The organism is Sphingomonas floccifaciens (genome assembly GCF_042681125.1).
GTDB classification, from domain to species: domain Bacteria; phylum Pseudomonadota; class Alphaproteobacteria; order Sphingomonadales; family Sphingomonadaceae; genus Sphingomonas; species Sphingomonas floccifaciens.
On the sequence record NZ_JBHUFC010000001.1, the window covers coordinates 535,829 to 549,642 of the forward strand.

Annotated in this window: 13 protein-coding genes; 9 read left to right on the top strand and 4 right to left on the bottom strand. The window is 65.7% G+C overall.

Translation table 11 applies throughout. The annotated features are described in order from the left end of the window. Window positions 1-179 precede the first annotated feature (179 nt). The 5 genes from der (at window position 180) to ACFSC3_RS02560 (ending at window position 4,274) form a co-directional block, all read left to right on the top strand. Window positions 180-1,550, top strand: coding sequence for a ribosome biogenesis GTPase Der (der, locus tag ACFSC3_RS02540; RefSeq protein ID WP_380938557.1), 1,371 nt, complete (start codon window positions 180-182; stop codon window positions 1,548-1,550). After that, window positions 1,550-1,780 carry a sulfurtransferase TusA family protein gene (locus ACFSC3_RS02545; protein WP_380938398.1) on the top strand — a complete coding sequence of 77 codons (231 nt, stop codon included), beginning with the start codon at window positions 1,550-1,552 and terminating at the stop codon, window positions 1,778-1,780. Before der ends, ACFSC3_RS02545 begins: the two co-directional genes overlap by 1 nt. Before the next feature lie 47 nt (window positions 1,781-1,827). Continuing rightward, window positions 1,828-2,241 carry an Hpt domain-containing protein gene (locus ACFSC3_RS02550; protein WP_380938400.1) on the top strand — a complete coding sequence of 138 codons (414 nt, stop codon included), beginning with the start codon at window positions 1,828-1,830 and terminating at the stop codon, window positions 2,239-2,241. Between the two features lie 87 nt (window positions 2,242-2,328). Then, window positions 2,329-2,631 carry a DUF485 domain-containing protein gene (locus ACFSC3_RS02555; protein ID WP_380938402.1) on the top strand — a complete coding sequence of 101 codons (303 nt, stop codon included), beginning with the start codon at window positions 2,329-2,331 and terminating at the stop codon, window positions 2,629-2,631. Then, a complete protein-coding gene (locus ACFSC3_RS02560) occupies window positions 2,628-4,274 on the top strand; it encodes a cation acetate symporter (RefSeq protein WP_380938404.1) in 1,647 nt (548 codons plus the stop codon). The genes ACFSC3_RS02555 and ACFSC3_RS02560 overlap by 4 nt, the downstream gene beginning before the upstream one ends. Before the next feature lie 256 nt (window positions 4,275-4,530). On the opposite strand, the gene ACFSC3_RS02565 is transcribed toward ACFSC3_RS02560, so the two are convergent. Further along, complete coding sequence (locus ACFSC3_RS02565; protein ID WP_380938406.1) at window positions 4,531-6,105, bottom strand: family 43 glycosylhydrolase; 1,575 nt, start codon at window positions 6,103-6,105, stop codon at window positions 4,531-4,533. Between the two features lie 159 nt (window positions 6,106-6,264). Continuing rightward, window positions 6,265-9,579: a TonB-dependent receptor domain-containing protein gene (locus ACFSC3_RS02570; protein WP_380938408.1), complete on the bottom strand. Its 3,315-nt coding sequence runs from the start codon at window positions 9,577-9,579 to the stop codon at window positions 6,265-6,267. Between the two features lie 243 nt (window positions 9,580-9,822). Between ACFSC3_RS02570 and ACFSC3_RS02575 the strand changes: the two genes are divergently transcribed. Next, window positions 9,823-9,990 (top strand): hypothetical protein, encoded by a 168-nt coding sequence (locus ACFSC3_RS02575; RefSeq protein WP_380938410.1) that lies wholly within the window; start codon window positions 9,823-9,825, stop codon window positions 9,988-9,990. A 4-nt stretch (window positions 9,991-9,994) separates the two neighbouring features. Here ACFSC3_RS02575 and ACFSC3_RS02580 read toward each other — a convergent pair whose 3' ends face one another. Beyond that, a complete protein-coding gene (locus ACFSC3_RS02580) occupies window positions 9,995-11,284 on the bottom strand; it encodes an MFS transporter (RefSeq protein ID WP_380938412.1) in 1,290 nt (429 codons plus the stop codon). A gap of 154 nt (window positions 11,285-11,438) precedes the next feature. Between ACFSC3_RS02580 and pgsA the strand changes: the two genes are divergently transcribed. Genes pgsA through ACFSC3_RS02595 form a run of 3 tightly spaced genes read left to right on the top strand, consistent with a single transcriptional unit; the run spans window position 11,439 to window position 12,699 of the window. Then, the gene (gene pgsA, locus ACFSC3_RS02585) at window positions 11,439-12,008 is read left to right on the top strand and encodes a CDP-diacylglycerol--glycerol-3-phosphate 3-phosphatidyltransferase (protein WP_380938414.1); all 570 of its coding nucleotides are present in this window, start codon (window positions 11,439-11,441) and stop codon (window positions 12,006-12,008) included. Further along, window positions 12,008-12,265, top strand: coding sequence for a molybdopterin converting factor subunit 1 (gene moaD, locus ACFSC3_RS02590; protein ID WP_380938416.1), 258 nt, complete (start codon window positions 12,008-12,010; stop codon window positions 12,263-12,265). Before pgsA ends, moaD begins: the two co-directional genes overlap by 1 nt. Continuing rightward, the gene (locus tag ACFSC3_RS02595; protein WP_380938418.1) at window positions 12,262-12,699 is read left to right on the top strand and encodes a molybdenum cofactor biosynthesis protein MoaE; all 438 of its coding nucleotides are present in this window, start codon (window positions 12,262-12,264) and stop codon (window positions 12,697-12,699) included. The genes moaD and ACFSC3_RS02595 overlap by 4 nt, the downstream gene beginning before the upstream one ends. Window positions 12,700-12,906: 207 nt before the next feature. On the opposite strand, the gene ACFSC3_RS02600 is transcribed toward ACFSC3_RS02595, so the two are convergent. After that, complete coding sequence (locus ACFSC3_RS02600) at window positions 12,907-13,803, bottom strand: hydrogen peroxide-inducible genes activator (RefSeq protein ID WP_380938420.1); 897 nt, start codon at window positions 13,801-13,803, stop codon at window positions 12,907-12,909. Window positions 13,804-13,814: the final 11 nt, after the last annotated feature.

Below are 13,814 nucleotides of genomic sequence, written 5' to 3' on the forward strand. Positions count from 1 at the left end.
GCGAACCCCGGTTGCGAGAGCGACCGGGGTTCGTCCATTTTCCGTTCGTGCCGAGCTTGTCGAAGCACCGTTCTTTGATCCGCAAGCAATTCGCGCGGGTATCGTAGTACGGTGCTTCGACAAGCTCAGCACGAACGGTGTAGGGTGCGATTGCACTCGCTATCGGATAGTTGTTGACCATGCCTCTTCCCACCGTCGCCATCATCGGCCGACCCAATGTCGGCAAGTCGACGCTCTTCAACCGGCTCGTCGGCAAGCGTCTTGCGCTGGTCGACGATCAGCCCGGCGTGACCCGCGATCGGCGTGAGGGGGATGCGACGCTGATCGGCATGGACTTTCGCGTCGTCGACACCGCCGGTTTCGAGGACAAGGATGTCGCGACCCTGCCTGGCCGAATGCGGTTGCAGACCGAGGCGGCGGTCGAGGACGCCGATGTCGCGCTGTTCATGGTCGACGCCCGCGCCGGCGTCGTCCCGCTCGACGAGGAGATCGCGCGCTGGCTGCGTGGCACCGACACGCCGATCGTGCTCGTCGCCAACAAGGCCGAGGGGCGCGCAGGCGAGACCGGGGTGATCGAGGCGATGGCGCTCGGCTTCGGTGAGCCGGTGCAGCTGTCGGCGGAGCATGGCGAAGGCGTGGTCGAGCTGTTCGAGGCGCTGCGCCCGCTGATCGAGCGCGAAGACGGCGACGAGGCGGTCGAGGACGACTCCGAAGCGCCCGACGCACCGCTGAAGCTGGCGATCGTCGGTCGTCCGAATGCGGGCAAGTCGACGCTCATCAACCGCATCCTCGGGCAGGACCGGCTGATCACTGGGCCTGAGGCCGGCATCACCCGCGATTCGATCGCGATCGACTGGACATGGGAGGGGCCGGATGGTCCCCGCCCGGTGCGGCTGATCGACACCGCCGGCATGCGCAAGAAGGCGCGGGTGCAGGAGAAGCTGGAAAAGCTGTCGGTGATGGACGCGCTGCGTGCGGTCGATTTCGCGGAGGTCGTCGTGCTGATGATCGACGCGACCCGCGGGCTGGAGGTCCAGGACCTGAAAATCGCTGACCGGGTGTTGCAGGAGGGGCGTGCCCTGGTCATCGCGCTGAACAAATGGGACGTGGCGGAGAATGCCTCCAGCCTGTTCAACGGCGTGAAGGGCGCGCTCGACGAGGGGTTGTCGCAGGTCAAGGGCGTGCCGCTGCTCACCGTATCAGGGGCGACCGGCAAGGGCATCGACGTGCTGATCCGCGTCGCGTTCGAAACGCGCGAGGCGTGGTCGCGGCGCGTGTCGACCGGCCAGCTCAACCGCTGGTTCGAACGCGCGATCGAGGCGAACCCGCCGCCCGCGCCCGGCGGCAAGCGGATCAAGCCGCGCTATGTGACCCAGGTGAACACGCGCCCGCCCAGCTTCGTCCTGTTCGGCACCCGCGTCGACCTGTTGCCGGAAAGCTATCGCCGCTATCTGGTCAACAGCCTGCGCAAGGAGTTTGATTTCGGCGCGGTTCCGGTCCGGCTGTCCCTGCGCGCGCCGAAGAATCCGTTCGACCACAGCAAGTCCTGATGCGGATCGACGCGCGCGGCATGCGATGCCCCTGGCCGGCGCTCAGGCTGGCCAAGGCATTGCGTAACGCGGACGATGCCGTCGAGGTGCTGGCCGACGATCCGATCGCGCCGCGCGAGCTGGAAAATGTCGCGATTGCAGCGGGATGGACGTTCGAAACGATAGCTCCCGAACATTTTCGTGTTGCACGCGACCCCAAAGTCAACGGCCTGTTTACCCGCACACCCTAAAACGGTGGAAATGGAAGGGGCGTGTGGTGCGCCGCGGAGTGGGTGATATGGCGGTCGGAATTTCGGACGCGACGGTGATCGACTGGACGGCGCTGTCGGCGGCTCGGGTCGAGCTGGGAGCGAACTTCGTTCGCATTCTCGGCTATTTCCGCGAAGACGGTGAGAAATCGGTCGCTGCGATCGAAGCGGCGATGCGCGCCGGAAACGCTGCGGCGATGGTCATTCCCGCGCACACGCTGAAGGGCGAATCGGCACAGTTCGGGGCTGAACTGCTGTCGGCGCATGCCGAAGCCATCGAGACGATCGCCCGCGACTGCGTCGAAACGCATGACGCGCCGGAAGAGGCGCTGCCGCATGTGGTGGGCTTGCGCGCGCTGTTCGAACAGACGCTCGCGCTGCTGGAGCGGGAAACCAGCCCGCTGGTCGAGCGCCGCCCGCACTTCGGCCGCCGCGCGATATAGCGAAACTTTTGTTCATCATGTGGTGAAACTTCTTTCCCCGCCGCCGCCGCACGCTATCGTCCGGCGAAACGACGGCGGGGCAGAGCGATGGACGGACATCAGGCGATTGCGCAGGACCCGCGCTACCTGGCTCTGCTGCGAAAGCGCGGGCGCTTCGCCTGGACGCTGACCGCGATCATTCTGGTCGTCTATTTCGGCTTCATCGGACTCGTCGCCTTCGACAAGCCGCTGCTTGCCGCCTCGCTTTCGGGCGGGGCGACGTCGGTCGGGATACCGATCGGCCTGGGGATCATCCTCGCGTCGATCATCCTGACCGGGCTCTACGTCCGCCGCGCCAATGGCGAGTTCGACGCCGAATTGGCCGCGATCCGTGCGGAGCATGGCGCATGAAGCGCTGGCTCGTCGCATCGGCGATCATCTGCACCGGCACGGCCGCTTCCGCCCATGTCGTCGGCCCGGCGGTGCAGCAGGCGACCAACTGGACCGCGATCGCGATGTTCGCCGCCTTCGTCGTCGCCACGCTCGGCATCACCCGCTGGGCGGCGGGCAAGACCAGGACCGCAGCCGATTTCTATACCGCCGGTGGCGGCATCACGGGCTTCCAGAACGGTCTGGCGATCGCGGGCGACTATATGTCGGCGGCGTCGTTCCTCGGCATCTCCGCGCAGATCTATGCCGATGGCTATGACGGGCTGATCTATTCGATCGGCTTCCTGGTCGGCTGGCCGATCCTGTTGTTCCTGATGGCGGAACGGCTGCGCAACCTCGGCCGCTTCACTTTCGCCGATGTGGCGTCGTTCCGGTTCGCGCAAGGACCGGTTCGCAGCTTCGCGGCGATCTCCACGCTGGCGGTCGTGCTGTTCTACCTGATCGCGCAGATGGTCGGGGCGGGGCAGTTGATCAAGTTGCTGTTCGGCCTGCCGTACCCCTATGCCGTCGGCATCGTCGGTGTGCTGATGACCTGTTACGTGCTGTTCGGGGGCATGACTGCGACGACGTGGGTGCAGATCGTCAAGGCGGCGCTGCTGCTGGGCGCGGCGAGCTTCATCGCCATAGCGGTGCTGTGGCGGTTCGATTTTTCGCCGGAAGCGCTGTTCGCGCGGGCGGTCGAGGTGAAGGGATCGTCGGCGATCATGGGGCCGGGCGGGTTCATCAAGGACCCGATTAGCGCGATTTCGCTCGGCATGGCGCTGATGTTCGGGACGGCCGGACTGCCGCATATCCTGATGCGCTTCTTCACCGTGCCCGATGCCAAGGCGGCACGGACGTCGGTGCTATGGGCGACCGGGTGGATCGGCTATTTCTACTGCCTGACCTTTATCATCGGATTCGGCGCGATCGTGCTGGTGGCGACCGATCCGGGCTTCCTCGAAGCGGACGGTGCGCTGAGGGGCGGGAGCAACATGGCGGCGATCCATCTGGCGCAGGCGGTCGGCGGCAACCTGTTCCTGGGGTTCATCTCGGCGGTCGCATTCGCGACGATCCTGGCGGTGGTCGCAGGGTTGACGCTGTCGGGCGCGTCGGCGGTGAGCCACGATCTCTACGCCAGCGTGTTCAAGCGTGGCGCAGCGGATACGGCCAAGGAACTGCGCGTGTCGCGGATCACGGTGCTGGTGCTGGCGGTCATCGCGATCGCGCTGGGCATCGCGTTCGAAAAGCAGAACGTCGCCTTCATGGTCAGCCTGGCCTTCGCGCTGGCGGCGTCGGGCAACTTCCCGGTGCTGCTGCTGTCGCTGCTGTGGAGCGGCTGCACGACGCGCGGGGTCGTCGCGGGCGGGCTGGCGGGCGTGGTCTTGGCGTTCGTGCTGACCGTGCTGTCGCCGGCGGTGTGGGTGAAGGTGCTCGGCTATCCGGACGCGATCTTCCCCTATGGTTCGCCGGCGATCTTCTCGATGCCGGTCGCCTTCTTCGTCATCTGGCTGGTGTCGGTCACCGATCGCAGCGGGCGGGCGGCGGTCGATCGTGCGGGCTTCGCGGCGCAGCAGGTGCGGCAGGAGACGGGGATCGGAGCGGCAGGAGCATCGGCGCATTGATCGTGGACCGTCAAAAGTTGCGATAACGCGGTCAATTGGTCAGCCTTCGTCACCTTTGTCACTTTTGACACTTTTGGCCGCGGGTATCCTGGCAAGCGGGGCATGGACGATATCAAGGAGCGGGGATCGGTCGATCCAGCTCCGGCTGAGCAAATGGCGTCCAACATTGCAATACGCCGCGCGTCGGCCGCGGGGGCGGTCGAGACGATGTCGCCCGTAACTCTGGGCTCCCGCCTGCGCGGGAGCCCGGCGCGATTTATAGCGCGCGGAACTTGAAATCGCGGAATTTGGCTTCGCCCGCGCCGGCCGAGTAGAGGCCCGGACGGAGCATCAAGAAGCCGCCACGGACATTGTGGTGGTAGCCCGAGACTTCCATGCCGCGGTCGAACCGTGTCCACGTCCGCCCGTCGTCGGCGCTGGTGTGGAAGCTGACGATATGGCGGTTGTTGGTCACGCGCATCCGCATCCGCCGGCCATATGGGTTCGCCGGGCGTCCGCGTTCGATGCCATATTGGTGCGTCACGAACCGCGTTTCGTCGAAGCCCAACCCGCAATAGAGTTTTTCATCATAGAACAGGATCAGGCCGGCGGTGCCGCCGGGCGCGATCTCGATATCGCACTCGAATTGATAGGCCTGGTCGCCGGCAATCAGCAGGAGCGGGGAGGAGGTGGAAGGCGCCACGCCCCGCGCTTGGAGCACTAGCGCGCCGTCCTCGACCCACGCGCGGCTACGCTCGTCGGCGGCGGGCTTGTAGAAATTCCATTTGCTGCCGAGTTTCAACTCGCGGAAGTCGTCGGACAGGGCAAGGCCATGCGCGCCGACCTTCGTGCCGCCCCTGGGCTTGGGCATGGGTTGCGACAGGTCGCCGCCTTTCATCCGGAACCAGCCATCCGCGGTCCACTCGACGGGATCGAGCAGGGTCTGGCGGCCGAGCGTCCAATATCCGTTCTCATAGCCGTGATAGACGCTCCACCAGTCGCCTGCCGGCCCTTCGACCAGGGTCGCGTGCCCGCGCGACCACCATTTCTCGTTGAGGTCGGTCGTGCGGACGAGCGGGTTGCGTGGGCAGTTCTCCCAAGGGCCATGGATCGAGCGCGAGCGCGCGGCGATGACCATGTGGCCGGTCGGCGGACCCGCCGTCCCGCCGACCGCGAGGATCAGGTAGAACCAGCCCTGGTGGCGCAGCACCTTGGGGCCTTCGGGACTGAAGCCCTCGACATCCCAGTCGTTTGGATAATGCCAGGGGTCATAGACATGCTCGGGCTCGCCGATGCGCGACAGGCCATCGGCAGAGAGACGGACGCGGTCGCCGCCCGAGAGGAACAGCCAGCGGCTGCCGTCCTCGCCCACCGCATGGCCGGGGTCGATGTGCGCGGGGAGCTTGAGGTCGATCGGCTCGCTCCACGGCCCACGAATGTCGTCGGCCCAGATCACCCAGTTGGTCGTCGGATTCTTGGTCGGGATGTACAGGAAATAGCGGCCGTTGTGCTTGGCGAGCTCCGGCGCCCAGACCGAGCCGATGTTAATCGTCAGCGCAGCCGTGATCGGCACCCAGTTGATGAGATCGCGCGAGTGCCAGATGACCAGACCCGGATAGGAATCGAAGGTCGAGAAGGTCATGTAATAGTCCGCCCCATCCTTCAGGATGGTCGGATCGGGATGGTCGCCCGCCATGATCGGGTTGAGGAACCGGCCGTCGCCCAGATCGGCGATCCGCTGATTGTCGAACCCGCGTTCCCAGTCGGGGGCGGAGCGGGTGGTCGCCAGCACGGGCGACGCGACCGCGGCGGCGAGAGGGAGCCCGAAGGCGGATCGCCGCGTCAGTCGCATGTCTCTATCCTCATCGTTCGATTCGCTTCCTATCCTCCCCTGTAAGGGGAGGGGGACCGCCGCGAAGCGGTGGTGGAGGGGTGTCCCGTCATCGAGAGGGCGACACCCCTCCGTCAGGCCTGCGGCCTGCCACCTCCCCTTGCAGGGGAGGATGAAGGATTAAAACGTCATCCGCACGCCGGCGGTGATGATGCGGCCGGTGCTGGCATAGGTCTGGGTCACCGGATTGGCCGCGTACATCGTGCGATACTGGGCATTGTTGGTCAGGTTGCGCCCTTCCAGCGACAGCTTCACCCAATCGGTCAGGTTGAAGCCCATCGCGAAGTCGATGTTCAGCTGGCTCTCATTATAGCCGAAATCCGCGACCACCGGCGAGTTGCAGGCCGCACCCGCATTGGTGTTCGTGCCGACCGAGCAGGTGCCCGAGGCGAGCGGGAAGCGGTTGACGTAGCGCGTGCGATACGCACCGGAGATGCGCGCCGAAAACACCTTGTTCTCGAAATACAGCGTCGCGTTGAAGGCGTCGGGCGAAGTGTTGAGGAACGGCCCCTGCGCGAACGTATTGACCGCGGTCGATGCCGATGCGCCCTGCACGGTCGAGAGGACGGTGCCGGTCAGATAGTTCAGCTTCGACGCGATATGCGTGTAGTTGGCGGTCACGCCGAACTGGTCGAAGGGGGCGGGCAGGAAGAAGAAGTTCGACTGCACATTCACTTCGACGCCGCGGATGGTGCCGCCCGGCGCGTCGTTGAACTGGCGCACCGCATAGACGCCGTTCGCCAGCGTATAGTCGCGCAGCGGCTGGTTGGTGATCGAATTGACGATCGCCTGATAGACGGCCGGTTCGAACACCGACGACAGCGGGACTTCGCCGGCGATCTGCTGCGGGAAGCTGTCGATGTTCTTGCTGAAGAGGGTGACGCCGATCAGGCCGCCGCGACCGAAGTATTTTTCGAAGCTCAGGTCGAAGTTCGTCGCGCGGAATGGGTTCAGATAGGGATTGCCGACCGTCACCGACGGTGCCGAGCCGTTGGTCGCGAGACCAGTGGGGAAGGCGGTCGTGCCGGGCGTCAGGCTGGCCAGCTGCGGCCGGGCGATGACCTTCGCCGCGGCGAAGCGGATGAGGAGGTCGCGGGCCGGTTCCCAGGTCAGGTTGGTCGAGGGAAGCCAGTCGAAATACTGGTTGGTCGCGGTGACCGGCAGGCCCTGCACGCCGTCACTGCCACCGACATTGCCGAAGCCGCGGACGCGGGTGCGGGCGACGCGCATGCCGACGTCACCGCGCAAGGGCGCCCCGAACACGTCGAAGTTGAAATCGACCTGGAAGAAGCCCGACAGATCCTGTTCGGTGACCGCGGCCCGCTGGCGTCCGTCGACCACGGCGCGATAGTCGCCCCATTTGTTGACGCAGTTGCAGTCGATGCCGAAGGTGTTGATGAACTTGTTGAGGTCGGGCGCATAGAAGCTGGTCGGCGTGCCGGCGCTGACCTCCAACCCCTTGCCGAAGCCGACCGTCTGGCCGAGGTCGGTGATCTGGAGCTTTGCCTCCGCCAGCGTCGGATTGATCGCCTCGATAGACTGATTGCGGCGGCCCTGGTCGCTGTCGAAGTCGAACTTTTTCCACGTCGCGCCGAAGCGCAATGTCAGCTGGTCGGGAATGGCATCCAGCGCGAAGTTCAGGCGGCCGACGCGATATTCGTTGCTGACGATGTTGGTGAAGTAGCGGATCGTCGACAGACCCTTCACCAGCGACCAGTTGTTGGGGGTCGCCACGTTGAAGCCGGGGTTGAACACCGGCATGATGCCGTCGCCGCGTTCGTCGAAGGTATAGCCGTCCTGATCGATCGCGTTGAATTCCGCGAGCAGGCCGGTCGCGTTGAACGTCGACTTCGAATAGCCAAGCGTCAGGTCCGCGCGGAAGCGGTCGGTGATTTCCTGGGTCACGTTCAGCGTGCCCTGGTAGAAATCGGTCTTGCCGAACTGCGCGTCGGCGAAGCTGCGCCAGTCGACGTCGTCCAGTACCAGATAGTCCGCCTGGCCCGCGCTGTTGACGTTGGCCGAGCGGATCTTGGTGTTCGGACGGCCGATCAGCTCGTTGTAATAGGCGATCGACTGGGCATTCGCGATATAGCCCGGCGAGATCGTTGCGTTGTAATAGTCGTACGGGTTCAGGTTGTTGGGATTGTAGCTCGACTGCGTGCCCGGCAACACGGTCGTGCTGCCCTGGCTGCCCGCGCAGCTGACGACCGCCGACGGCACGCAGTTGGCATAAAGTGCCAGGCGATCGGCGAGGCCGTTGGCGGTGTTCGCCGCGCGCAGCGTGTTCTGTGCGACGCGGGCGTTGGTGCCGTTGCGGTTCAGGCCGATGGTTGTGATGCCGTAGTTGGTGCTGTCCTGCTTGTAGCGCGAATAGACGCCGTCGAGGATGATCTCGGTCCGGCTGGTCGGGCGCCACTGCGCGGTCGCGGTCGCGCCCAGACGCTCATAGGCCAGCTCCTGCCGCCCGATCGAGGGCAGGGCGGGGATGATCGTCGTCGGCGTGATCAGGCCGTAGGCGGTCGGGTCGGAGCCGAAGGTGGCGCCGGTGCCGGCGCTCGACGGGCGCGCGAAGCCGTAGGTCGCGGGCGTCACGCCGTTCAGCTGCGACCCGCGATAGGCATATTCGAACGCGCCGATGTTGCGGCGATAGCTGTCGATCTGCTGTTCCTGCTTCTGGTAGGCGACCGATGCGAGGATACCGAAATTGCTGCCGATCTTCTGCGAGATCAGCGCAGTGAGGCGCGGATTGATCGACTTGCCGTTCTCGCGATACTCGGCCTCGCCGCCGATCGCATAGCGGCTTTCCTTGTAGGAGAGCGGGCGGCCGGTGGTCAGGTCGATGATCGCGCCGAGCGACCCTTCGTCGTTCACCGCTGCGACCGACTTGGTGATCTTCACGCCGCCGAACAGTTCGGAGGCGAAGGTGTTGAAGTCGAAGCCGCGCGAGCGGTTGGCGCCGCTGTCCGAATTGCTGCCGCCCGCCGCCGACTGTGCATCGACGCCGTTCAGCCGCGTCTGCTGGAAGTCGCCGCCGAGACCGCGGACAGTGATCGTGCGGCCCTCACCATTGTCGCGGTCGATCGAGACGCCGGGCAGGCGCTGGATCGATTCGGCGAGGTTCGCGTCGGGGAAGTCGGCGATGTCTTCGGCCGTGATCGCGTCGATGATCTGGTTCGAATTGCGCTTCAGGTCGAGCGCGTTCTCCAGGCTGGCGCGGAAGCCGGTGACGACGATCTCGCTGGCTTCGACACCGTCCGCGGCGTTTTCCTCCGGCGCGATCGCCGAGGGCTGCTGGTTGGCGGGGTTGGTCGGCGCGTTGGGGGCGGGCGGCGGCGCGGTCTGTGCCCAGGCGGGCGTGGTGCCGACCAGCGCGGCGACAGCCAGCGCGGTTACGGAGACGCCATTCGCGCGGCGGATGAATGTCGAGAACGTCATGAAAACCCCTCCCAGATCGTCTGCTCGGCCACGACGTCGTTGCGTCGAAGCTCGTGGTTGCGGTGATGACACCGGTATCAGGAACGAGACATATTCGGCCGACCGAGGTTCGGCAAGTGCAAATCGCGAGGGCTGGGAACGCGGGCGGGCGCGGCCGTTAACCGTCAGACGTTTCGAAATCGGACGGGCGTTAACCGCACATTAGGGATGACCAATTCGTAAACGGCGCGTTAACATCGCGTTATGAAAAGACGATATCTGGTCCTCACGGACGAAGCCCGCCAGCATCCCTTCCGCCAATCGCTGCCCCGCCAGCGCGTGATGGAGGCGAAGAACGACGACAAGGACGTGAAGCTCTTCGCGTTGAGCTTCGCCGCCTTCTTCATCTGCTTCTACACGTTCCTGATTTAAGGAATCAGTCGCAGGCGCGGTGGAGCTTCTGCGCCAGCCAGGCGGAGAACAGGCACATCGCGGCGACTAGCAGCAGCATGTCCTGCGGTGTCACGCCCAGGTCGGTGATGATGACGACCATGACGGCGCCAACCGTCATCGCGCCGGCATTCACCACATTGTTCGCTGCGACCGTGCGCGCGGTCTGGTCCTTGGTGACGGTGGTCGTCAGGAAGGCGTAAAGCGGCACGACGAAGACGCCGCCCGACACCGCGATCGCGAACAGCGTGGCGGCGATCAGGGCACCCTGCGGGTGCAGGACGAAGTCGGCGATGCCATAGAATTGCCCGGCCGGCGCCGGCTGGAACATCCGCGCCTCGAACGAGAAGGCGACGACGAACACCGCCATCAGCAACACCGCAGCCGGCGAATAGCGTGCCGAGATGTTGCCGCGCAGCAGCGCGTTGATGACTACCGAGCCGATCGCGACGCCGACCGAGAAGATCGCGATCGCAAGGCTTGCGACACGTTCGTCGGCCGTCAACACGTTCTTCACCAGCACCGGGAAGATCGCGATCAGTACCATGCCGATCATCCAGAAGAAGCTGATCGCCAGGATCGCGAGGAACAGCCGCCGGACGTGCATGGTGGCCGCGACCAGATGCCAGGACGCGGTGAACGGGTTGTAGTTGATCGACAGCTTGGCGCCGAGCCGCGGGGCGGGGGGGACCATGCGGCCGGTGAACCAGCCGACCAGTGCGACGACGATGACGAGCGCCGCCGCCGCCTCGACCGATATGAAGCCCGCGAGGATCGTGCCCAGCAGGATGGACAGATAGGTCGCAGCCTCGACCAGGCCGGTACCGCCCAGCACTTCGTCGTCCTTCAGATGCTGCGGCAGGATCGCGTATTTGATCGGGCCGAAGAAGGTCGAATGGGTACCGAGCATCAGCACTGCGCCCAGCATCATGCCCAGGCCGAGATTGACGTACCCCGCCTTCGCCGCCAGCAGTCCGGCCGACCCGAACACCATGATGAAGATTTCCGCGGTCTTCACCAGCCGGATGATCCGCGACTTGTCATAGGTATCGGCCAACTGGCCGGCGAGCGCGGACAGCAGGAAGAACGGCAGGATGGCAAGCGCGCTGGAGAGCGCGTTGAAATGCTGTTCCATTTTCGGGTCGTTGAAGACCGCATAGGTAGCGAACAGCACCATCGCGGTCTTGAACAGATTGTCGTTGAACGCGCCCAGGAACTGGGTGACGAACAGCGGCAGGAACCGCCGTTCCTTGAGAAGCCCGAGGGCATTGAACATGTTACGTGGCGCCTCGAAGCCGTTGTCCCCGCGGGCGGCAATAGCCGAGCGTGGGGGCGGGCGGCAATGTCCTTCGCGCCTGATCCCTGTCAGCCCTGTCCGCCTATCCCCGGTTGCCCCGGCGGCATGCCGGGCGTAAGCCCGTTCAACTCCAATGCTTACGCTTCCGAACCTCCTGACTCTGTCGCGCATCGTTACCGTGCCGCTGCTCGTCGCGCTGCTGTGGTGGCCGCAGTGGGAGGCGGGTTACGCGATGGCGTTCGCGCTCTACTGCCTGATGGGCGTGACCGATTATTTCGACGGCTATCTGGCGCGCGCGCAGGGGACGGTGTCGAAGCTGGGCCAGTTCCTCGATCCGATCGCGGACAAGATCATGGTCGCGGCGGTCATCCTGATGCTGGTCGGAACCCGGTTCGAGGACCGGGCGATCATCACCGGCATCCACCTGATCGCGGCGATGGTGATCCTGCTGCGCGAGATCATGGTCAGCGGCCTGCGCGAGTTTCTGGGCGGTATCCAGGTGTCGGTGCCGGTGTCCGCGCTCGCCAAGTGGAAGACGACGTTGCAGCTCGTGTCGCTGGGCGCGCTGATCCTGGCGGGGGCGCTGCCGGGCATCGCCTTCGTCAAGCTGGTCGGGCTCGCCAGCCTGTGGGGTGCGGCGGTGCTGACGCTGCTGACGGGCTGGGATTATCTGCGCGTCGGCCTGCGCCACATGGACAGCTGATGGCGATCGAGCTGCTCTATTTCGCCTGGGTGCGCGAGGCCGTGGGCGTCGGGAGCGAGCGGGTCGATCCGCCGGCCGGCGTCGCGACCGTCGCCGGATTGCTCGATTGGCTGGCGACGGACAGCCCGGCGCATGGCGCGGCGTTCGCGAATCGTGCGAAGCTGCGCGCGGCGGTCGACCAGAAGTTCGTGCCCCTCGACGCATCGATCGCGGGTGCGCGCGAAGTGGCGATCTTCCCACCCGTGACCGGCGGATGATCCGCGTCGTCGTCCAGCGCGAGCCTATCGATGTGGCGGTCGCGCTGGCCGAGATCGAGGCGGACGGTGCGGGGGCGGTCGCGAGCTTCACCGGGCTGGTCCGCGCGGACGACGGGGTCAGCATCCTCGACCTCGAACATTATCCCGGCATGACCGAAGCCGCGCTGACGGCGCTGGCGCAAGGGGCGGCGGTGCGGTGGGAGCTGCTCGCCGTCACCATCGTCCACCGCGTCGGGCCGATGGCGCCGGGCGAGCGGGTGGTGTTCGTCGCGACGTCGGCCCGTCACCGCGCCGCCGCGCTGGAGTCGTGCGCGAGCCTGATCGACCGGTTGAAGACCGAGGCGCCATTCTGGAAACGGGAAGTGACCGCTGAGGGAAGCCGATGGGTCGAGGCGCGCGGCGGGGATGAGGATGCGGCGGCGCGGTGGCGGTAGCGCCCTAGGGTCGGTTTCGATCAGCTTTGTTCAACCGTTCGTGCTGAGCGAAGTCGAAGCACATTGCGGAGAGCTGCCCTTCGACTTCGCTCAGGGCGAACGGGGGTGAACAAAGCTGATCGCTCCCGGCTCCAGAAACCGTCATCCCCGCAAAGGCGGGGATGACGGATGTGAGGGGGGGGACGCGAGGGCGAGCGCCCTCGGCTCCTATCGCTCCGCCAGTACCTTCGCCATCAGGCGGAAGTCCTTTTCCCGCGGGCTCGCCTTGCGCCACACCAGCGCGATGTTGCGGGACGGGTTGTCGGCGGCCAGCGGGGCGGAGGCGATGTGGGTGCGCTCCAGAATGCCGGCATCGAGCGCCATTTCGGGCAGGATCGTCATGCCGAGGCCATTGTCGACCATCTGCACAATCGTATGCAGCGAGGTGCCGAGCATCGTCGCCTCCGCGCGGATTTCGGGCCGGTTGCAGGCGGCCAGTGCATGGTCCTTCAGGCAATGGCCGTCCTCCAGGAGGAGCAGCCGGCTCTCGTCGATCTCGCTCGGGCGGACGCCGGCGGCGGGCGGCGACAACTCGCCCTTAGGATAGGCGAGGAACAGGCGGTCTTCGAACAGCCGTACCGATTCGACATCGCCGCAGCCGAAGGGGAGGGCGAGCAGCACGCAGTCGGTGCGCCCCTGATGCAACCCTTCACAGGCCGCGCCGCTGGGTTCCTCGCGCAGGTACAGCTTCAGGTCGGGATAGTCGCGGCGCAGGCGGGGCAGGATCTGCGGCAGCATGAAGGGCGCGATGGTCGGGATGACGCTCATCCGCATTTCGCCCGATAGCGGCTGACCGGCGGCGCGGGCCATGTCGCCCAGTTCCTCCGCCTCGCGCAGCACGCGCCGCGCCTTGTCGGCGATGCGCTCGCCCAGCGGCGTGAAACGGACCACGCGGCGGGTACGCTCGACCAGGGTGATGCCGATCAGCGTCTCCAGCTCGCGGATGCCCGCCGACAACGTCGACTGCGTCACGAAACACGCCTCAGCCGCGCGGCCGAAATGACCGATATCGCGCAGCGCGACGAGATATTGCAGCTGCTTGAGCGTTGGGAGGTAGGTGGTCACGCCCTCCCGTC

Bases quoted from the DNA above. Each gene is read 5' to 3' on its own strand.
- der (WP_380938557.1), top strand. From the start codon at position 180: ATGCCTCTTCCCACCGTCGCCATCATCGGCCGACCCAATGTCGGCAAG.
- ACFSC3_RS02545 (WP_380938398.1), top strand. From the start codon at position 1,550: ATGCGGATCGACGCGCGCGGCATGCGATGCCCCTGGCCGGCGCTCAGG.
- ACFSC3_RS02550 (WP_380938400.1), top strand. From the start codon at position 1,828: ATGGCGGTCGGAATTTCGGACGCGACGGTGATCGACTGGACGGCGCTG.
- ACFSC3_RS02555 (WP_380938402.1), top strand. From the start codon at position 2,329: ATGGACGGACATCAGGCGATTGCGCAGGACCCGCGCTACCTGGCTCTG.
- ACFSC3_RS02560 (WP_380938404.1), top strand. From the start codon at position 2,628: ATGAAGCGCTGGCTCGTCGCATCGGCGATCATCTGCACCGGCACGGCC.
- ACFSC3_RS02565 (WP_380938406.1), bottom strand. From the start codon at position 6,105: ATGCGACTGACGCGGCGATCCGCCTTCGGGCTCCCTCTCGCCGCCGCG.
- ACFSC3_RS02570 (WP_380938408.1), bottom strand. From the start codon at position 9,579: ATGACGTTCTCGACATTCATCCGCCGCGCGAATGGCGTCTCCGTAACC.
- ACFSC3_RS02575 (WP_380938410.1), top strand. From the start codon at position 9,823: ATGAAAAGACGATATCTGGTCCTCACGGACGAAGCCCGCCAGCATCCC.
- ACFSC3_RS02580 (WP_380938412.1), bottom strand. From the start codon at position 11,284: ATGTTCAATGCCCTCGGGCTTCTCAAGGAACGGCGGTTCCTGCCGCTG.
- pgsA (WP_380938414.1), top strand. From the start codon at position 11,439: ATGCTTACGCTTCCGAACCTCCTGACTCTGTCGCGCATCGTTACCGTG.
- moaD (WP_380938416.1), top strand. From the start codon at position 12,008: ATGGCGATCGAGCTGCTCTATTTCGCCTGGGTGCGCGAGGCCGTGGGC.
- ACFSC3_RS02595 (WP_380938418.1), top strand. From the start codon at position 12,262: ATGATCCGCGTCGTCGTCCAGCGCGAGCCTATCGATGTGGCGGTCGCG.